The 18,476-nt window shown below is 41.8% G+C and carries 18 protein-coding genes, 1 tRNA gene and 1 riboswitch; of the genes, 7 read left to right on the forward strand and 12 right to left on the reverse strand.

From position 1 onward, the window contains the following. Nucleotides 1–19: 19 nt before the first annotated feature. Nucleotides 20–1,069, forward strand: coding sequence for a pirin family protein (locus B1s21160_RS05050; RefSeq protein WP_041888026.1), 1,050 nt, complete (start codon nt 20–22; stop codon nt 1,067–1,069). A 43-nt stretch (nt 1,070–1,112) separates the two neighbouring features. Here B1s21160_RS05050 and pnuC read toward each other — a convergent pair whose 3' ends face one another. From pnuC to B1s21160_RS05080, 6 genes are all read right to left on the reverse strand, one after another. Then, nucleotides 1,113–1,787 carry a nicotinamide riboside transporter PnuC gene (gene pnuC, locus B1s21160_RS05055; RefSeq protein ID WP_095672654.1) on the reverse strand — a complete coding sequence of 225 codons (675 nt, stop codon included), beginning with the start codon at nt 1,785–1,787 and terminating at the stop codon, nt 1,113–1,115. An 11-nt stretch (nt 1,788–1,798) separates the two neighbouring features. After that, nucleotides 1,799–1,925: riboswitch (FMN riboswitch) on the reverse strand. A gap of 24 nt (nt 1,926–1,949) precedes the next feature. Then, nucleotides 1,950–3,287, reverse strand: a complete 1,338-nt coding sequence (gene argG / locus B1s21160_RS05060) for an argininosuccinate synthase (protein WP_095672655.1) — start codon at nt 3,285–3,287, stop codon at nt 1,950–1,952. Between the two features lie 23 nt (nt 3,288–3,310). Next, entirely contained in the window at nt 3,311–3,928 is a 618-nt protein-coding gene (locus B1s21160_RS05065; RefSeq protein WP_041888022.1) for a type II secretion system F family protein, read from the reverse strand. Continuing rightward, the gene (locus B1s21160_RS05070) at nt 3,925–4,584 is read right to left on the reverse strand and encodes a type II secretion system F family protein (protein ID WP_095672656.1); all 660 of its coding nucleotides are present in this window, start codon (nt 4,582–4,584) and stop codon (nt 3,925–3,927) included. Before B1s21160_RS05070 ends, B1s21160_RS05065 begins: the two co-directional genes overlap by 4 nt. Further along, complete coding sequence (locus tag B1s21160_RS05075) at nt 4,584–5,609, reverse strand: TadA family conjugal transfer-associated ATPase (protein WP_041888019.1); 1,026 nt, start codon at nt 5,607–5,609, stop codon at nt 4,584–4,586. Before B1s21160_RS05075 ends, B1s21160_RS05070 begins: the two co-directional genes overlap by 1 nt. An 88-nt stretch (nt 5,610–5,697) precedes the next feature. Further along, nucleotides 5,698–6,174: a hypothetical protein gene (locus B1s21160_RS05080; protein ID WP_041888018.1), complete on the reverse strand. Its 477-nt coding sequence runs from the start codon at nt 6,172–6,174 to the stop codon at nt 5,698–5,700. Nucleotides 6,175–6,207: 33 nt separating this feature from the next. On the opposite strand from B1s21160_RS05080, the gene B1s21160_RS05085 reads away from it, so the two are divergent. Then, on the forward strand, nt 6,208–6,576 hold the full coding sequence (locus tag B1s21160_RS05085; RefSeq protein WP_223297940.1) for a hypothetical protein: 369 nt from the start codon (nt 6,208–6,210) through the stop codon (nt 6,574–6,576). On the opposite strand, the gene B1s21160_RS05090 is transcribed toward B1s21160_RS05085, so the two are convergent. Beyond that, nucleotides 6,577–7,305: an SDR family NAD(P)-dependent oxidoreductase gene (locus tag B1s21160_RS05090; RefSeq protein WP_095672658.1), complete on the reverse strand. Its 729-nt coding sequence runs from the start codon at nt 7,303–7,305 to the stop codon at nt 6,577–6,579. A gap of 165 nt (nt 7,306–7,470) precedes the next feature. Between B1s21160_RS05090 and B1s21160_RS05095 the strand changes: the two genes are divergently transcribed. After that, nucleotides 7,471–11,205, forward strand: a complete 3,735-nt coding sequence (locus B1s21160_RS05095; protein WP_095672659.1) for a multifunctional oxoglutarate decarboxylase/oxoglutarate dehydrogenase thiamine pyrophosphate-binding subunit/dihydrolipoyllysine-residue succinyltransferase subunit — start codon at nt 7,471–7,473, stop codon at nt 11,203–11,205. Here B1s21160_RS05095 and B1s21160_RS05100 read toward each other — a convergent pair. Then, complete coding sequence (locus tag B1s21160_RS05100; RefSeq protein ID WP_095672660.1) at nt 11,202–11,519, reverse strand: S26 family signal peptidase; 318 nt, start codon at nt 11,517–11,519, stop codon at nt 11,202–11,204. The genes B1s21160_RS05095 and B1s21160_RS05100 overlap by 4 nt on opposite strands. 49 nt (nt 11,520–11,568) lie before the next feature. On the opposite strand from B1s21160_RS05100, the gene sodN reads away from it, so the two are divergent. Beyond that, the gene (gene sodN / locus B1s21160_RS05105; RefSeq protein ID WP_095672661.1) at nt 11,569–11,976 is read left to right on the forward strand and encodes a superoxide dismutase, Ni; all 408 of its coding nucleotides are present in this window, start codon (nt 11,569–11,571) and stop codon (nt 11,974–11,976) included. Nucleotides 11,977–11,997: 21 nt separating this feature from the next. Here the strand turns inward: sodN and B1s21160_RS05110 are convergent, their stop codons facing one another. From B1s21160_RS05110 to B1s21160_RS05120, 3 genes are read right to left on the reverse strand one after another with little or no spacing between them, the layout of a single operon-like run. Next, a complete protein-coding gene (locus tag B1s21160_RS05110; protein ID WP_095672662.1) occupies nt 11,998–12,450 on the reverse strand; it encodes a thioesterase family protein in 453 nt (150 codons plus the stop codon). Between the two features lie 25 nt (nt 12,451–12,475). Further along, nucleotides 12,476–12,874, reverse strand: a complete 399-nt coding sequence (locus B1s21160_RS05115; RefSeq protein ID WP_095672663.1) for a zf-HC2 domain-containing protein — start codon at nt 12,872–12,874, stop codon at nt 12,476–12,478. After that, complete coding sequence (locus tag B1s21160_RS05120) at nt 12,871–13,497, reverse strand: sigma-70 family RNA polymerase sigma factor (protein ID WP_095672916.1); 627 nt, start codon at nt 13,495–13,497, stop codon at nt 12,871–12,873. Before B1s21160_RS05120 ends, B1s21160_RS05115 begins: the two co-directional genes overlap by 4 nt. 185 nt (nt 13,498–13,682) lie before the next feature. Between B1s21160_RS05120 and aroA the strand changes: the two genes are divergently transcribed. Genes aroA through B1s21160_RS05135 form a run of 3 tightly spaced genes read left to right on the forward strand, consistent with a single transcriptional unit; the run spans nt 13,683 to nt 18,356 of the window. Continuing rightward, nucleotides 13,683–14,981 (forward strand): 3-phosphoshikimate 1-carboxyvinyltransferase, encoded by a 1,299-nt coding sequence (gene aroA, locus B1s21160_RS05125; RefSeq protein WP_095672664.1) that lies wholly within the window; start codon nt 13,683–13,685, stop codon nt 14,979–14,981. Continuing rightward, nucleotides 14,981–16,033 (forward strand): ribosome small subunit-dependent GTPase A, encoded by a 1,053-nt coding sequence (gene rsgA / locus B1s21160_RS05130; RefSeq protein ID WP_095672665.1) that lies wholly within the window; start codon nt 14,981–14,983, stop codon nt 16,031–16,033. The genes aroA and rsgA overlap by 1 nt, the downstream gene beginning before the upstream one ends. Nucleotides 16,034–16,058: 25 nt before the next feature. Continuing rightward, nucleotides 16,059–18,356: a heavy metal translocating P-type ATPase gene (locus tag B1s21160_RS05135; RefSeq protein ID WP_095672666.1), complete on the forward strand. Its 2,298-nt coding sequence runs from the start codon at nt 16,059–16,061 to the stop codon at nt 18,354–18,356. A gap of 3 nt (nt 18,357–18,359) precedes the next feature. Here the strand turns inward: B1s21160_RS05135 and B1s21160_RS05140 are convergent. Further along, a tRNA-Met gene (locus tag B1s21160_RS05140) sits at nt 18,360–18,436 on the reverse strand. Between the last annotated feature and the right edge of the window lie 40 nt (nt 18,437–18,476).

Here is an 18,476-nt window from a genome sequence, read left to right on the forward strand (position 1 = left end):
AATAATCATTGGAGATACGTTGCCAGCAGTAACTGTTAAAGATATAACTGTTCTACCAAGGGTTGCGGGTGATGCATCGATTCCATCTAGAAGAGTTAAAAGTATTACCACCGCCCCACAAGGCCACGAGGGTGAGGGCTTTCCAGTTCGCCGCGCATTTGCAGGAGTTGATTTAGCAGATTTAGATCCATTTATTCATTTAGATCAAATGGGCGAGGTTGAGTACGCACCCGGTGAACCAAAAGGTACACCGTGGCATCCACATCGCGGGTTTGAAACTGTCACATACATTATTGATGGCATCTTTGATCATTACGATAATCATGGCGGGGGCGGAACTATTTCTAACGGTGATACTCAATGGATGACTGCAGGGGCCGGTATTTTACATATTGAAACTCCGCCAGAGCATTTAGTTGTTAGTGGCGGTTTATTTCATGGCTTTCAACTTTGGGTTAACCTACCGGCGGATAAAAAATGGTCTCCTCCTGCTTATCAGGATTTACGAGCATCTGATGTTGCATTGTTGTCTTCAAGTGATGGTGGCGCACTTCTTAGAGTTATTGCTGGCGAAGTTGCAGGGCATAAGGGTCCTGGCGCAACGCAAACTCCCATCACTTTAGTGCACGCAACTTTGCAACCAGGCGCTGAATTAAGAATCCCGTGGAATCCTTCTTACAATGCATTAGCTTATGTATTGAATGGATTTGGAACTGTTGGTGATGAAAAGCATGCGATTAAAACTGGTCAACTTGTTACTTATCGAGATGGTGATCAAATAGTTATTACTGCTGATTTAAATCAAGAATCTCGAGCACCTACTATGGATGTTTTAATATTAGGTGGACTACCAATCAGAGAGCCAGTTGCTTGGATGGGTCCATTTGTTATGAACACCAAATCTGAAGTTTTAAAAGCATTTGATGATTTTCAAAAGGGTGTTCTGGGTGTTGTGCCCCCTGACTGGAACAAAGCAAAAAGGCCAGCACAGCGCGATGGAATTGGCTACAAACTCAGTGGAGATCTAAAGGGCGTGCACGGAACTCCCGAGGAGTTACAACAGACTTAAAAAAGGGCGGAGAAATAATCTCAGCCCTTTTTTAAATAATTTTTTAAGAATTTACCTTTTCGCGCTTTGAAATCTTAAGCCATGAAATAAAGCCCCAGATAACAAAAGGTAAGTAAATTGCATACAAGGTTCCTGTTGGGTAGTAACCATTACTGAAAGCAAATGGCACGCCAACTAAATCAACTGCAACCCAAACTAGCCAAAACTCAACATAACCACGGCTCATACCAAAGGTAGCGAGTGCGGTTCCGGTGAAGATCCAAGTATCAACTGCTAACCAGGTACCGGTTTGACCCAAAGACTTAAACAATTGATAAGCCAGGGTGTAAAAGATAATGATCGCTGGCACTAACACCATTTTTTCTTTGGTGGTCGTCCAACGCGGGATTACGGGTGGTGTGCCTGGCGCGCCAGATTTACGATGTTGATTCCAGCGAACCCAACCATAAATACTGACAAAGATTAAAAGCAGATTACGGCCAGCTTGGCCATAAAAAGTCTTTTCATCACCATCGGCGCCAAATGAAAATACCGCACCAAGAAATACGGTAAAAAGTAATGCATCCCCAGTAATTCCAACTGGCCAAGCAAGTACCTTTCGTTTCAATCCTAGAACTGCACTTGAAAGACCCAATAACCCACCAATTATTTCGCGGTAGGTAATTGATTTACTTCCGAATTGGATTTGTGCTTCAAACAGCCATTCTAAAATGGACATGCGTTATCTCCTAGATGTTCCTTTATCCAGACTTTAACTGTCGGTCTCGGAGTTTCACCAAGTCAACCAAATGAATTTCATTTGGGTCGCGGACTTTAACCGCCGGTTCGGAATTACACCGACCCCCGGAAACATCAAGGCTGATACTACTTTACAAACTGGCTACTTGTTATCGTTGCCTATTTCTTTTATGAGATCAAAGTCAGCGCTACTAAGTTGTCCCTGTGATGCATACAACTCTAATTTGCTTCTAGTATCTTCAATATCAAGATTTCGCATGGTCAATTGTCCGATTCGATCGGCTGGCCCAAAAGCTGCGTCCTGGGTTTTCTCCATAGATAACTTCTCAGGTGAGTATGAAAAGTTTTCACCCTTGGTATTAATAATTGAGTAATCATCCCCACGACGCAATCTAATTGTGACCGAACCAGTAATTGTTGATGCTATCCAGCTAGTTAAGGATTGACGAAGCATTAGAGCTTGGGGATCAAACCAACGCCCCTCATACAATAATCTTCCTAATTTGCGGCCCTGCTCATGGTAGGTGGCGATAGTGTCCTCGTTATGAATGGCACTAACTAATCTCTCATAGGCAATAAATAACAGCGCCATTCCTGGTGCTTCATAAATACCACGGCTCTTTGCCTCAATAATTCGATTCTCAATTTGATCACTCATACCAAGACCATGACGGCCTCCGATTGCATTTACTTCTTTGATCAAAGCAACTGGATCTTTGATAATTTTTTTATTTATTGAAACTGGTCGGCCCTGAACAAATTCAACTGACACATCCTCGCTGTCAATCTTCACGCCTTGATCCCAAAACTTAACTCCCATAATCGGCTCAACAATTTCAATACTGGAATCTAGATTCTCAAGTAATTTTGCTTCATGGGTAGCACCCAAAATATTTGCATCGGTACTGTATGCCTTTTCTGTGGCGTCCTTATATGGCAGCTTGTGATCTGCTAGCCAATTTGACATCTCTTTGCGACCACCAAGTTCGGCAACAAAGTCTTTATCAAGCCATGGCTTATAAATCTTAAGTTTTGGATTAGCTAATAATCCGTAACGATAAAAACGTTCAATGTCATTGCCTTTATAGGTAGAACCATCTCCCCAAATTAAAACATTATCTGCAAGCATTGCTCGTACTAATAATGTGCCAGTAACTGCTCTGCCAAGGGGTGTGGTATTAAAATAAGCCCTGCCAGCGGTTGTTATATGAAAAGCACCGCAGGCAAGTGCTGCCAATCCTTCTTCAACTAACGCACTCTTACAATCAACAAGGCGAGCGATCTCTGCGCCATACTCTTTTGCACGGTTTGGCACAGTTTCAATGTTTTTTTCATCGTACTGACCAAGATCTGCGGTGTAGGTGCAAGGAGTTGCACCTTTGCTTTTCATCCATGCAACTGCTACCGAGGTGTCTAATCCACCACTAAATGCAATACCAACTTTTTGACCAACTGGTAGGGATGAAAGAACTTTTGACATGGCAGTAAGTCTAACCTTTGGAGTTAAAACCCCGCTTGGTTTAAGCCATAGATAGAGGGCCAAATAGCAAAACTTATTGATATTGGCAGGATTAAAAAGACCACTGGGATCAATAAGGCTATTTCGCTCTTACCAGATTTTTTTAAGAGCGAAAGATTTATCTGCTTATTCAGAGATTGCACCTGATTATTGAGGACCTCCAGTATTGGAGTACCCCGCTCACTTGCAATTTGAATAGAGTTAGTAAGTCGCCGTACCTGAGTCGAGCCGGTTGCTGCAGCAATAAATTCCATGGTTTGAGCAAGGTTGTTTCCAGTTGCATATTTTTGAAAACTTAAATTGATCAACTCTGGTAAATAACCCTTTGCGCGCCTTGATACATACCGCATGGCCATCATTGGACTTTCACCAGCTGAAATCATAATGGAGAGCATTTGCAAGATATTTACCAATTCCTCATTGATTTCATTTTGCTTTACTTGGCTGCCAGTGAGAGTTCCAATTAGGTTTTTAAGCCAACTTAAGGTGAATGCATAATTTGAAACAGAAATAATATTAGCTACTTCAATTAGAATAATTCTGATTGAAAATATGACAGCAGGGGCAATCAGTAATAAAATATATATTTTGGTATTGCTCATTTATCAACCATTGCAAGGGTAAACAACCGCTTCGGCTTGGGTAATCTTGCTATTTTATTCATCCATAAATACGCAAGTAAGGTTGCGATTACGCCAACAATCATGATTACTTGTCCAAAAGATTGCTCGTAAGCAACTCTGGCATTTTCCTGAGTTCGCAAAATTAACAATAGGATCCAGGGTGCAAACGCAGCTAAGTTCGCAGAGTTCCTAACCCAGCCAAACCTGGTATTAATCTCAGCCCGGAGTGCTAAATCTGAAGATACATACTCAGATAATTCTCGCAGAATTTTGATGGTATTTTTGCTACCAAATTTGGCAGCGAAATATAAAGATTCAAACAATTGATCTGATATCGGATCGGCAAAGGTTTCTTTTAACTTACCCAGCGCTGATTCAAAATTATCACCCATAGAGATAGTTTCTGAAAATTTCTGAAAATCGGCGCGAATTACATTTGGGCCAATTCTGCCTAACTGAGCCAGACTTTCAGTGATTGATGCCCCTGATTGTAGCGAGGCAATTATCAAATCAAGGACCTCTGGCCAAGCACTTGCTCTATTTAGGTTAATTCTCTTCTTTTGATTAGCGCTATAAATTAAATAAATCGAAATGAATATTGAAATGAAGAGTGCTATTACTGTTAATTTCTGCATCAATTGCTACTGCTATTGCGCTTGGTAAGTATTGCTGGAAAATTGGCAAGTCCCTTGTCGTATTTACTCTTATTCCACTTAAACAAGGTTTCCATTTCGACAATGCCGCCTTCAGAACGGCCAGTAACACTTGCCAGTTCAACCACTCGCCGCCTACCGCCTGAATCAAGTGAGCACTGAATCACTAAATCAATGCTGTTTGCAATTGTGGGGGTTATAAAATTTTGCGAGATGTTCTCCCCCGCAAGTAGAGGTAATAATTGCAATTTGCTTATAGCACTCCTTGCAGAGTTTGCGTGAAGTGTGGCCATACCTGGCAGTCCAGAATTAAGAGCCACTAACAGGTCTAGGGCTTCTGCCTCTCTAACTTCACCTACAATAATTCTGCTGGGTCGCATGCGTAGAGATTCTTTTATTAATCTGCGCAATGAAATTTCGCCATCTCCCTCAAGATTTGCAGTTCGAGTTTGCAACGCAATCCAATCAGGTAGCTCGGGTTTTAATTCAAAAACCTCTTCAATTGTGATTATTCGTTCACTAACTGGAATACAGGTAATCAGAGCATTTAGAAAGGTAGTTTTTCCAGTTTGAGTTCCCCCGCTCACCAATATATTTAATCCTGCTGCTACTGACTGATTGAGGAAATCAAATATCTCCTGATTAATCGAATTGAGTTTTACTAAATCAGCCAGAGTGTTGCCCTTGTTATTGTGCTTTCTGATATTTACTGCCCAGTGGTTTGCGGTCACCTCAGGTATTGCCACATGCAATCTGCTGCCATCAGGTAGTCGAGCATCTACAAATGGGTTACTTACATCAAGTCGGCGCCCTCCCCAGATAAGTAGACGTTCAATTAGATCATGCACATTTTCTTTAGTTAAGACCAGGTTTGTTAATTCACTACAACCATCTCTTGCGATGAATATCCGGCTTGGATTATTAATCCAAATCTCTTCAACTGCATCATCTAATATCAAACTCTTTAATGGGCCAAAACTGTCTAGTTGATTATTTAACTTATCCATGGTGCCATTATTTAATTAATGGATAGTGATTAAAAAGGGCTGTGCATTAAATATTACAGAATGATTTATCTCCTAGCCTCTTAGTGACCTAAAAGTGGATTAGATCTATTTTTGCATACCAAGCTAATTGTTTTTCACCGATTCTTCGATGTGAGATTGCAATATTGCAATACTCAGGCAGAAGATTGCTTGCCCGCTCGATTGCTTGAGTACTTTCTGATTGGCTCTTGCTGACAACAAATATCCAAAAACCAAACTGTGAAACCCTACAAATGCAATCAGATTCTCGAAATATACCCTTCAGGCTAAAAGCAATTTTTACCAACTCAGCCTCTATTGCAGAGATAATTGAAGCAGAATCTGCACCTGCCATTGGCGTTAAGAATTTTTTGAGATCTAAGGTAATTGAAAACATGCTTAAGTTGGATTGATTACGCTCTGAAATTGCCAAGTCTCGTTTAACGATTTGGTCAAATCGTTCAGGAGCCATTGCTCCGGTCAACTGGTCGATTTCGCCATTATTAGTGAAAAAAACTAAATCAATTTCTTTCTGGAATTTTTCCATTCTAATTAGGCAGAGTAGTATTTAACAGTGATCATGAAAAGAGTGCTAGCCACCGAATCAAACCGTAAGCGTGCGATATATTTGCTTAGGTTTGAAGCTGTATTAATTTTAGCGGTGGTGATCTATTTGCTGACAGCTCCATTGGTGTTGGATGTGAGTGCGCCTGCAGCGCTATCAGCTGAAATTATTTTTGGCTTATTAGCCTGCTTAGGACTCTGGTTTAGTGCAATGGGATTTGCCAAGAAGCGCTCATTTGGAAGAGCACCTGCAGTATTAGCAAATTTGATTGCACTGGGGGTTTCTTACTACATGATTTCTGGAAGCCTACTTGTTGTTGGTATTCCACTTGCAATTCTTGCACTAATTACTTTGTTCTCCGCCGCACTCGGCTACGCTGAATAATTACCAATCAACTACTTGTTGGTCTTCCCAAAGTAAACCAGTTTTATCAACTGCAGCATCAAAGGATCTAGTTGCTAGCCAAATTGCGGTTTCAGCACCCTCTTGCGCACTCCTTGGTGCGTCAGGACCTCCCATATCGGTTCGACAATGGTTTGGACAGATTGCATCAACCAAGAATCCGCGAGCACCTAATCCAGTCTCATAAGAAAGATTCTTAACCAAGGCATTAACTCCAGCTTTACTTATTCGATACGGCGCAAGCCCACCATGAGTTCCAGGACCTGACATTCTTCCTAGGCAGGCAGAGTAAACAATTACTCTCCCCTTTCGCGCCTCCGTCATGGCAGGTGCTAGATGATTGATTGCGGTAAATACCGCATCTAAGTTAATTGCCAACACTCTGCGCCACTCTTCATCAGTTGTTCGCAAGGTCTTAGACATCTTCTCACTCATAACACCATGAGCTAAAACTAAAATATCTAAAGTACCAAAACCCTTGTTTGTTGCATCTTGATTGATCTCAGCTAGTACTTCACGAAACCTTTTACTATCAGCAACATCAACGCTGCGATACTCACATCCTAAAGTTTGGGCGCTTTCTTTTACCCGCTCAGGATTTTGACCAATTATGTAAACATGCATACCAGCAGCAATTAATCCCTTTGCAGTTTCAAAACCCAAGCCCCTAGATCCACCAGTAACTATCGCCCATTTTTTTTCTGCACTCATGGGCATAACCATGCCGTTTATTTTGGCCAGTTACTACCCTCAATTATGTGCTGATGGCCACTTTGACTTGGCAATAATGCCTAGATAGGTTTGGTAGATCGCTGTTGGGAGTTAAGATTAACCTGCTACAACAATCCTAATTTGGACAAAATAGGGAGTAAATAAGTGAGCGAAGCTGGAGCGAATACGCCCGCTAATCACTTTGGTGGCTCCTTTGGCCCTAATGAGTGGCTTGTCCAAGAAATGTATGAGCGCTACCAAAGTGATCCAGCATCAGTTGATAAAGCTTGGTGGGATTTCTTCGCAGATTTTAAAGGTGCACCAACATTAAATGGGAAACCAGGCATTCAAAGCAGTGCTACTAAAACTAGCTCTCCGCCAATTCCCAAATCACAATTAATGAAACCGGTCGAGCAGCCAGTTACAAAACCAGTGGTGATTGAAAAAATTGTCGAAGAAAAAGTGGCAACCACAGCTCTTAAACCAGCTGATCCAATTACTCAGCCCGTTGCAACCACAACAACACCAGTAGGTGTACGAGTGGAGCCGTTGCGCGGAGTTGCTGCCAGAGTTGTTCAATCCATGGAAGGGTCATTGTCAGTTCCTACTGCAACTAGTGTGCGCGTTGTGCCAGCTAAGTTATTGATTGATAATCGAACTGTCATTAATAATCATTTAAAACGTGGACGTGGTGGAAAAGTTTCATTTACTCACTTAATCGGATACGCAATGATCAAGGCGATCAGGGCAATGCCAGAGATGAACTCCTTCTATACCCAATTAGATGGCAAGCCAGCTATTGGGCATCCTGAACATGTTAATTTAGGAATTGCAATTGATCTTGCAAAAGCAGATGGTTCACGGCAATTACTTGTGCCAGCTATTAAAGGATGTGAGAAGTTAGATTTTGCGCAGTTTTGGTCTGCATATGAAGAGGTGGTCCATAAAGCCAGAGCTGGGGCATTAACCGTTGAAGATTTTGCGGGCACAACGCTCTCTTTAACCAACCCTGGAACTATTGGCACAGTTCACTCGGTGCCACGCTTAGTCGCCGGCCAAGGTTTGATTCTTGGTGTTGGCTCACTTGATTACCCAGCTGAATTTCATGGCGCAAATGAACAGACTCTCTCAGATTTAGGGATCAGCAAAGTTGTGACTGTGACTAGTACCTATGACCACCGCATTATTCAAGGCGCTCAATCTGGAGATTTTCTGCGAAGAATTCATGAAATTTTATTGGGTGAAGAAAACTTCTATGATGAAATTTTTGAAGCTCTCCGAATCCCTTATGTACCAATTCGTTGGGTCAATGATATTCAATCTGGAAAAGATAATGCTGTAAGTAAAACTGCAAGGGTTCAAAAACTGATTGATGCTTATCGCACCACCGGTCATTTAATGGCTGACATTGATCCCCTCGTTTATAAACAAAGATCTCATCCAGATCTAGATATTGTTAATCATGGCTTAACCCTTTGGGATTTAGACCGCGAGTTCGCCACCGATGGATTTGGTGGAAAGCCATTTATGAAGCTTCGTCGGATTCTGGGCGTTCTTCGTGACTCTTATTGTCGAACAATCGCCACTGAGTATATGTATATCGCTAACCCAGAGGAGCGAAAATGGATTCAAGAACGGATCGAAGTTGGAGCCCCAATAACGCCTCGGGATGAGCAGCTTAGAATTTTGCGCAAACTAAATAGCGCAGAGGCATTTGAGTCATTCTTGCAAACTAAATTTGTTGGGCAAAAGAGATTTTCGCTAGAGGGTGGAGAGTCAGTAATTCCTTTACTGGATGTAATTATTTCATCGGCGGCTGAGAGTAAATTAGATGAGGTTTGCATTGGTATGCCACACCGAGGTCGGCTTAATGTTTTAGCCAATATCGCTGGAAAATCTTATGGTCAAATATTTCAAGAGTTTGAAGGAAATTACCACGATAATGAGGTTCATGGCTCTGGCGATGTGAAATATCATTTAGGAACAAAGGGTTTATTTACCTCACAATCTGGGGCAACAACTAAAATATACTTGGCAGCAAACCCATCTCATTTAGAAGCGGTTAACCCAGTACTTGAGGGAATTGTTCGCGCAAAGCAAGATAAATTAAAAGCAGCAGCTGGTGATACATCTATCGATGCGCAGAGCGCATACCCAGTATTACCAATATTAGTTCATGGTGATGCAGCATTTGCTGGCCAAGGTGTTGTATCTGAAACACTTTCACTATCTCTACTAAAGGGGTATCGCACTGGCGGAACTATTCATGTCATTGTAAATAACCAAGTTGGATTTACTACCTCACCTCATGCAGCGCGCTCATCTACTTATGCAACCGATGTTGCAAAAATGATCCAGTCGCCGGTATTTCACGTAAATGGTGATGACCCAGAGGCGTGTGCCCGAGTGGCTCATCTGGCATTTGAGTATCGCCAAGCATTTAAAAAAGATGTAGTGATCGACATGCTCTGCTATAGAAGGCGTGGCCATAACGAAGGTGATGAGCCAAGTTTTACCCAACCAATGATGTATAAATTAGTTGATGCCAAAAGATCAACGCGAAAGCTATATACCGAATCGTTGATTGGTCGAGGCGATATCACGGTTGAAGAGGCGGAAGAGGTCTTGCGTGATTATCAACAACAACTAGAAAGTGTATTTACCGCAGTCCATAATACTGAACCTGTTAATGATCCAACTTGGAAAGCCCCAGTTGTCGCAGCTCCTGAGAGCGTTGTTACTGCAGTTAATGAAAGTGACTTAAAGAAAATTGCTGCCACACAATCTGCAATTCCTGATCACTTTACTGTCCATCCAAAACTACTACCGCAGTTAGTCAAGCGAACTCAAATGCTGGATGAATCAACAGTTGATTGGGCAGCGGGTGAAATGCTTGCCTTTGGCTCGCTATTGCTTGAAGGACATCCCATCAGAATGAGCGGACAGGATGTAAGACGTGGAACATTTAGTAATAGACATGCGGTTGTGGTTGATAAAGAGAACGGTAAAGATTTATTTCCACTTCGCTCACTAGTAAAAGATCCAAATCAATTCCATATTTATGACTCACTGCTCTCAGAGTATGCGGTCATGGGATTTGAGTATGGCTACTCAGTTGAGCGCGATGATGCATTGGTAATTTGGGAGGCTCAATTTGGTGATTTTGCTAATGGAGCTCAAACAGTTGTCGATGAATTCATCTCATCTGCTCTGCAAAAGTGGGGGGAGCGTTCATCCATAGTGTTGCTCCTGCCACACGGATATGAGGGTCAAGGACCTGACCACTCCTCAGGAAGAATTGAAAGATTTTTAACTTTGTGCGCCGAGCAAAATATGACTGTTGCCCAACCTTCTACACCTGCTTCTTACTTCCATCTATTGCGTTGGCATATGAAAAATCCTGCAAGAAGGCCGTTGATAGTATTTGAACCAAAATCTATGTTGCGCTTAAAAGCTGCGGCCAGTGGATTAAAAGATTTCACAACAGGAACATTTAAGCCATTTATTTCAGATGATAGAGTTTCAAATGCAACTAGGTTAATTTTCACATCAGGAAAGGTTTACTACGACTTGCTTGCTGAACGTGAAAAATTAAATGAGTTTTCAACTTCTATTGCAAGAATTGAACAGCTTTATCCACTTCCAATTGATGAAATTGTTGCAGAGGCTAAGAAGCATCCAAAAGCAACACTTTTATGGGTTCAAGATGAACCGGCTAACCAAGGGCCATGGCCATTTGTTTCACTGGCAACAACTGAGGCATTTATTGCTCATGAGGAGCTCTCCGGAAGAAATCTCCGTCGAGTGTCTCGTCGGGCAACCGCCAGCCCAGCCACTGGTAATCACCACCTGCATGAAGAAGAAGAAAAAGCATTAATGACTGAAGCTTTTACCCGCTAATTCCCTTTTTTATATCGCAAAATAACTTTTGCCAAGAATTGTTCGCCATCAATCCAACCCCAATCTCTGGAGTCAGAACTATTTGGGTTATCGCCTTCAACCCAGTACCTAATAACACTATGCTCCATTCTGCTTTCTTTAACTCGCTTTAATAACTTAACCCCTGGCCTTGCAGGATCTTGGAGTAAATAGATCCCACCAATCCTCAATCTGTGTTTCACACCACTTAGCTTGCGAACAATTAACCAATCCCCGTCATTATAGGCAGGTGACATAGAGTTTCCTGAAACTACTACCCTACTTATTCCAATCATGGGAGTATTCTCCCACTACAGGTTGGATTTAAATTAGCCAAGGAGAGAAATGTTTAATTCTTTAATCAAAGCAATTGCACCAAAAGAAACAGTTTTTGCACATTGCGATCTACCATGTGGTGTTTATGATCCTGCACAAGCAAAAATTGAGGCTCAATCAGTAAAAGCTTGTATGGAAAAATATGCCGCAAGCAGTGACCCTGATTTCAAAGCACGCGCTGTTGCAATCAAGGAAGAACGTTCAGAGTTGGTCAAGCATCACTTATGGGTATTGTGGACTGACTACTTCAAAGCAAATCACTTTGAAACCTATCCTCAACTCCACTCACTATTTAACGAGGCAACAAAACTTGCTGGTGCAGGTGGAAGTAAAGGCACAAATGATGTGGCAGTGGCCAGCAAATTAATCGGTAAAATCGATGAAATAGCAGAAATTTTCTGGGCAACTAAAAAATAAATTACTGATTTCGCTAGTGGCTTAGAACTTTAAGCTACTAGCGATTTTTTTGTCCTTAACAGTACTTTCCTTCTCTGCAACCATCGTTTCGGCTGCAACTCTAGCCATGAATGAAACACGCTCTACAAACTTTCTCGTTATCAACGCTGATGCAATTAACCTGGCACTTTGGTGAACTTCAACCTCGAATTTTAAAACATTCTCAGCCAACCCAAGGCATCTAGCGGTTGCATGAATCTCTGTACCAATTCCAGCTGCACCTAAGATTTCCACCACCAAATTGGTAGTTATCGTTGTTTCACCAAAATCTAGAAATTCAATTATTGCAGTGCTGCAGGCACTCTCCATCAGTGAAAGTATTTGGTTTGAACCGACAACAGGTAAATCGTTAACCCCTTGTGCAACTGAAGTATCACCAGGGCGAATAGTCATGGCTGACATACCTATCACACCAATAACTTGTTCTGGCTTCATAATCACAAGATTAGTGATTACTGAATTACTCTTGCGGGAACTCCCTGCGGATTTCGCTAGTTATTTCTATTTGTGTCGCACCATCAGCAGAAATCTCCGTATAAGTTGTTTGGGTATAGGTAATTTCAGTAAATGGTTGAGTTTCCGTCGCTTGCATCATTTGATTGTAGAGATCCTCAGTCTGCTTATGTATGCGATGGTTTAGCTCTTGTGGTGCCTCTTCATTCAGAGCGTTACATAAAAGATTACGCATTAAAGTGATAGCTGCATTTTCTTGCTCCATTTGATTGCGACATCCTTGACACTCTCCAAAATGTATTTCAACTAAATTCAACTGCTGATTATCTAAAATCTCATGGTCAATATAAAGCACTATGTTTGGTAACACCTGATCACAAGAGATAAAATTATTTTGCTGGTTCATTTCTTATCACCTGCTTTATCTTTTCCATACCCGCGATCCTTGGCATATGTAGCCAGAGAGGTTCGCAGTAATTTTCTGCCTCTATGTAACCTTGACATCACCGTTCCAGTTGGAACCTCTGTTATTTCTGCAATCTCTTTATATGAAAACCCCTCAACATCTGAGAGATAAACTGCAATTCGAAACTCCTCTGGCATAGCAGCCAGGGCATCTTTAATATCTTTGTCCGCAATATTTTCTAAGACTTCTTCCTCAGCCGATTTACCCTGATCACTTGTGTGTGAGGAGGCGGCAGCAATTTGCCAATCTTCCACCTCTCCTGCAGATATTTGTGGTCGGCGTTGATCTTTTCGATAATTATTAATAAACGTGGTGGTAAGAATTCTGTATAGCCAAGCTTTTAAATTAGTTCCGGGTTCAAATTGGTGAAAACTAGTAAATGCTTTTGCGTAAGTATCTTGAACTAAATCCTGTGCGTCGTGTGGATTTTTTGTATACCTCAATGCAGCACCATAAAGCTGTGAAGTAAAAACCAAAGCATCTTTTTCAAATCTAGCTTTACGCTGCGCCAAACTCTCTTTATTTCGGTCAACTACAACTGGTAATAAATCTTCGTTACTCATTTGGGCTAAGGCTACCTCGAATGGGGTTTTAGAAAAACTGAAATTAGTTTTAAATCGACCATCGTGCTGACGCAGTGCGTTCATAGAAATTAAACCTCTACTCAGGTTGATTTATTCCCATAGGTGCTCCCTGGGCAGCAGGAAACCTCGACCTTACGCAGAAGACGGAAGGTAGACTGGTGGATATGACAAATTGGCCCGCACCTTTTCGAAATGGGCTCTCTCCTGCAAGTAAGCCAATTGATGCTCGATTAAGTATTCCTGGCTCAAAATCTGCAACTAACCGTGCATTGATTTTAGCAGCGCTTGCTAATTCGCCATCAAGAATTAGAAAGCCTCTCTCCTCTCGTGATACCGACTTAATGGTGAAGGGATTAAGAAGTTTAGGCTGCAAAATTGATGAAGTTAAGACAGATGGAGGATTTGATTATCAAATCACACCACAAAAGTTAGTAGGACCTGCTCAAATTGAAGTTGGTAATGCCGGAACTGTAATGCGCTTCTTGCCTCCGCTTGCATCCCTTGCTTCAGGATTAATTCATTTTGATGGTGACGAGCGATCACACGAGCGACCAATTGCCCCAGTTATAGATGCTTTGGAGCAGCTTGGTGTTTCCATAGAACACGGAAATAAATATCGATTACCAATAACTATCAACGGCGCTGGGAAAGTTAAAGGTGGTGAAGTCAAGATAGATGCAAGTGCTTCTAGTCAGTTTGTTTCAGCACTGCTTTTACTTGCCCCAGCAACTGAGATCGGCATTACTATAAAAAATATCGGACCCAATTTACCCTCACTGCCACACATTCAAATGACAATTCAAATGCTTCAAGCGTTTGGTGCACAGGTAGAGTTGAGCAAAAATCAGTGGGTAGTAAAGCCAGTTATCTTCTCAGGTCAAGATTTAACAATTGAACCTGATCTATCTAACGCCGCACCATTCATGGCTGCCGCCATGATTTGCGGTGGCAGCGTTTTGATTAATGATTGGCCAAAATCAACCACCCAACCTGGAGATCAGTTACGTGAAATTTTTGCAAAAATGGGGGCGAGAATTGAACTTACATCAAGTGGTTTGAAGGTTTCTGGTAATGGTGAAATTAATGGCATAGATATTGATTTACATGATGTTGGTGAATTAACACCCGCAATTGCAGCCCTGTCATCTTTAGCTAAGTCGCCTTCAACTTTAAGAGGTATTGGACACCTACGCTTACATGAGACTGATCGACTCTCTGCGTTAGCTAATGAAATAAATAATCTTGGTGGAGCTGTTACTGAAGGCCCCGGTGAATTATTAATTAATCCAAGAAAAATGCTTGCCTCCCAAATCTTTAAAAGCTATGAGGATCATCGAATGGCAACTGCTGGGGCGATTATTGGTTTAGCCGTGGATGGAGTTACGGTTGAAAATATTGAAACCACGAGAAAAACCCTCCCAGATTTTCCAGGAATGTGGCAGATGATGCTCAAAGGGGCTTAATGGTCAGATCAAAGCGTAACTGGGACGAAGATGATGTTCGCATAAATAAGTCACGCCAATTTGGCTCAAGTAACAAGGCAAGAGCTCGAACTAAGGACCGACCAGATTATGCCAACGCCGATACGGCAACAATTATTGAGGTTGACCGAGGCCGAGTGAAATGTTTGATCCAAACAAAGACAGGTAAATTAATAATTACCGCAATGAAAGCAAGAGAGTTGGGAAAGAAATCAGTAGTTGTAGGAGACCTAGTCTCAGTAGTGGGTGACATTTCAGGTTCTGACGGCTCTTTGGCTCGAGTGGTTAGCGTGCTACCAAGAAAAAACTCATTAACTAGAACTATTGACGATCATGCGAATGACGAGCGGGTGATTGTTTCAAATGTTGATGTGATGGCAATTGTTATCTCAGCGGCAAACCCTGATCCAAAAATAGGTCTAGTCGACCGTGCCCTAGCCGTTGCATACGATCAGGGAATAAAACCAATAATTATTATGACTAAAAAAGATTTAGCTGATGGAGATGAATTTCTAAAAATCTATCAAGATCTTGAAATAACAGTGTTTAAGATTGATAAATCGTCGAATCTTGTAACTCTCAAAAAAGAATTAGCTGGCAAGATAACTGTTCTATTAGGTCACTCTGGAGTAGGTAAATCCACATTGGTCAATAATTTATTATCTACTCCACAAAAGAATTCAATTAAGTCCGAGACTAAATCCACACAACAGGTGACTGGCGCAGTAAATGAGGTCACTGGTAGGGGTCGTCACACCACCTCAGGAGCTATTGCCTTGCCATTATCTTCGACCTTTGATTCAGATGAGTTCGGTTGGATTATTGACACCCCAGGAGTTCGCTCTTTTGGTATTGCGCATATCAAGCCGTCCAGAGTTATCTCAGCCTTTCCTGAATTTACCGAGGCAATTTCAAATTGCAAAAAGAATTGCTCGCACAATGAATCCTCTTGTGCTTTGAATCACTGGCCTGGATTTAACAATCAAAATCTAGCAAGGCTTGCAAGCCTGCGAAGAGTTTTATCTCTCGGTTAAGAAAAGTAAGTGTAATCTGAACGCTATGAAGGTTGATCTTAAAAATGCAACTAATAGGCAGGTTGACCTATCTTTGGCCGGAATGACCTGCGCCTCATGTGTTAGCACAATTGAGAGATCGCTTAATAAATTACCTGGCGTAAGAGCTGCTGTAAATCTCGCCATGGAGTCAGCCCACATTATTGCCCCAAACAATATTTCAGATGCACAATTAATTTCAGCTGTTACCGCCGCTGGCTATAGCGCAAAGGCATTTAAGGGTGAGCGAGAGTCCTTTGAAAGATCTAATCGTCTGGGAATAAGAGTTTTACTAACACTGCTTTTTACCACCCCAGTGATTTTGATTTCGATGTTCCATGATTGGCACGCACAGATTGATAAAAACTTACTGCAATACCTTGATAGCTTTAATTCATTATTACAGAGCAATAAAGCAACTTTTGAAATTGCCTACCCCCAGGCGCCAATAACAACCTGGCTACTGATTGCACTTTCACTGCCGGTAGTTTTTATCTTTGCTTGGCCGATTCACAGAGCCGCAATGAAGAACCTACTTAATCCAACAATGGATACTCTGGTTTCGTTAGGTTCATTAATTTCATTTGCGTGGAGTGCTTACTCTGCCTTTGATTACCAGCCAAATTCAGAAATGCCAAATATTTATGTTGAAGTCTCCGCTGCCGTTATTTTCTTTGTAATGCTAGGTCGATACCTCGAACACAGAGCAAAACATAAAGCTGGCTCATCACTTGCGGAGTTGTTTAAACTTTCAGTTTCTGAAGTAGAGATCAAAGTTGAAAACGAGAACAGAATTATCCCGATCGATCAATTACAAGTAGGTGATATTTTCGTAGTTAAGCCGGGTGATCGCATTGCAACTGATGGGCAAGTAATCTCAGGATTTACCACGGTTAATAATGCTTTTCTTACCGGTGAAGTAACACCAATGGAGGTTTCCATTGGAAGTTTGGTATTTGCTGGATCAATAAATAACAATGGCAATATCATTGTGAAAGCTACTCGGGTTGGATCTGAAACAGAGTTAGCGCGAATTACAAGAATGGTGCTTGCGGCTCAATCTGAAAAAGCACCTGCCCAACAATTAGCGGATCGGGTTAGTAAAGTATTTGTTCCAGTTGTTCTTTTGCTATCGATCGCAACTTTCTTCGCGTGGTATTTAAATGAAGCGAATTTATCTAAATCAATCACTACCGCTGTGGCTGTCTTGGTGATTGCTTGCCCATGCGCCCTTGGCCTTGCCACTCCGATTGCGCTGTTAGTCGCAGGGGGTAAGGCGGCTCGCTCTGGGGTAGTAATTAGATCACCAAGATCAATTGAAAAGTCAGTCGGAATTACAGATGCAGTTTTTGATAAAACTGGCACAATTACTTCTGGGCAAATGCTCTTGCAACAAATGACATTGATCAATAATCCACTCACAACTGCAAATACAGCAATTGCTACATTAGATTTGATGAGTTATGCGTTAAGTATTGAAAGCATGGACTCTCATCCAGTTGCGGTAGCAATTTCAAAAGCACTCTCAAAACAAGGAATTAAAGTTTTAAAAGTATCTGAATTTGAACATACCCCTGGTAGTGGAGTGGCCGGGCGTGTGCAGTCAACAATCTCGGCCACCTCAAAGGCGGTTTTAATTGGCACGCCCATTTCAATTGCTCGTGCCACAACTGCGTTTTCGCCTGAAATTCAAAAAGCAATAGATTCAGGAGTTGCTCGATCAAATTCAATTGCCGTTCTTGCAGTAGATGGTTTGGCTTACGGTGTATTTGAGGTTGGTGATGAAATAAAAAGTGAGAGTAAATCTGCAATTTTACATTTACAAAAGCTTGGAATAAATACTTGGTTAGCGACTGGAGACAATCAAGAGGCTGCCATTACAATTGGTACAGAGGTTGGTGTTCCTGCTGATCATATTTTTGCCAACGCATCCCCAGCCGACAAATTAGCACTTGTTGAAAACCTACAGGCCAAAGGCAAGGTGCTAATGATTGGTGATGGCATAAATGATGCAGCAGCTTTGGCAAAAGCAGATCTGAGTATTGCTATGGGCTCTGGGACAGATACCGCAATAGCTGTGGCTGACATAACTTTGATTAGGTCATCCTTAAATGCGGTGATTGATAGCCTTGCAATATCAAAAAAGAGTGTGAAAATTATTAAATCAAATCTTGGTTGGGCCTTTTTCTACAATGTTGTGGGTATTCCAATTGCAGCGAGTGGAAATTTGTCACCTATGTATGCGGCGGCGGCGATGTCTTGTTCTTCACTATTTGTGGTTTTAAATAGTTTACGTATTAAATAAAATTGGTAGCGGGGGCAGGATTTGAACCTACGACCTCTGGGTTATGAGCCCAGCGAGCTACCGAGCTGCTCCACCCCGCGTCGGTAGTTAAATCCTAGAGTAGGTAAGGAATTAACCCAA

The sequence above is a fragment of the Candidatus Nanopelagicus hibericus genome (assembly GCF_002288005.1).
Classification (GTDB): Bacteria; Actinomycetota; Actinomycetes; order Nanopelagicales; family Nanopelagicaceae; genus Nanopelagicus; species Nanopelagicus hibericus.

What these genes read in the sequence shown, in the direction of transcription:
- B1s21160_RS05090 (WP_095672658.1), bottom strand. Translation starts at nt 7,305, where the DNA reads ATGAGTGCAGAAAAAAAATGGGCGATAGTTACTGGTGGATCTAGGGGC.
- B1s21160_RS05135 (WP_095672666.1), top strand. Translation starts at nt 16,059, where the DNA reads ATGAAGGTTGATCTTAAAAATGCAACTAATAGGCAGGTTGACCTATCT.
- B1s21160_RS05070 (WP_095672656.1), bottom strand. Translation starts at nt 4,584, where the DNA reads ATGCAGAAATTAACAGTAATAGCACTCTTCATTTCAATATTCATTTCG.
- B1s21160_RS05115 (WP_095672663.1), bottom strand. Translation starts at nt 12,874, where the DNA reads ATGAACCAGCAAAATAATTTTATCTCTTGTGATCAGGTGTTACCAAAC.
- B1s21160_RS05085 (WP_223297940.1), top strand. Translation starts at nt 6,208, where the DNA reads ATGAAAAGAGTGCTAGCCACCGAATCAAACCGTAAGCGTGCGATATAT.
- argG (WP_095672655.1), bottom strand. Translation starts at nt 3,287, where the DNA reads ATGTCAAAAGTTCTTTCATCCCTACCAGTTGGTCAAAAAGTTGGTATT.
- B1s21160_RS05080 (WP_041888018.1), bottom strand. Translation starts at nt 6,174, where the DNA reads ATGGAAAAATTCCAGAAAGAAATTGATTTAGTTTTTTTCACTAATAAT.
- B1s21160_RS05065 (WP_041888022.1), bottom strand. Translation starts at nt 3,928, where the DNA reads ATGAGCAATACCAAAATATATATTTTATTACTGATTGCCCCTGCTGTC.
- sodN (WP_095672661.1), top strand. Translation starts at nt 11,569, where the DNA reads ATGTTTAATTCTTTAATCAAAGCAATTGCACCAAAAGAAACAGTTTTT.
- pnuC (WP_095672654.1), bottom strand. Translation starts at nt 1,787, where the DNA reads ATGTCCATTTTAGAATGGCTGTTTGAAGCACAAATCCAATTCGGAAGT.
- B1s21160_RS05075 (WP_041888019.1), bottom strand. Translation starts at nt 5,609, where the DNA reads ATGGATAAGTTAAATAATCAACTAGACAGTTTTGGCCCATTAAAGAGT.
- B1s21160_RS05110 (WP_095672662.1), bottom strand. Translation starts at nt 12,450, where the DNA reads ATGAAGCCAGAACAAGTTATTGGTGTGATAGGTATGTCAGCCATGACT.
- aroA (WP_095672664.1), top strand. Translation starts at nt 13,683, where the DNA reads ATGACAAATTGGCCCGCACCTTTTCGAAATGGGCTCTCTCCTGCAAGT.
- B1s21160_RS05100 (WP_095672660.1), bottom strand. Translation starts at nt 11,519, where the DNA reads ATGATTGGAATAAGTAGGGTAGTAGTTTCAGGAAACTCTATGTCACCT.
- B1s21160_RS05120 (WP_095672916.1), bottom strand. Translation starts at nt 13,497, where the DNA reads ATGAGTAACGAAGATTTATTACCAGTTGTAGTTGACCGAAATAAAGAG.
- rsgA (WP_095672665.1), top strand. Translation starts at nt 14,981, where the DNA reads ATGGTCAGATCAAAGCGTAACTGGGACGAAGATGATGTTCGCATAAAT.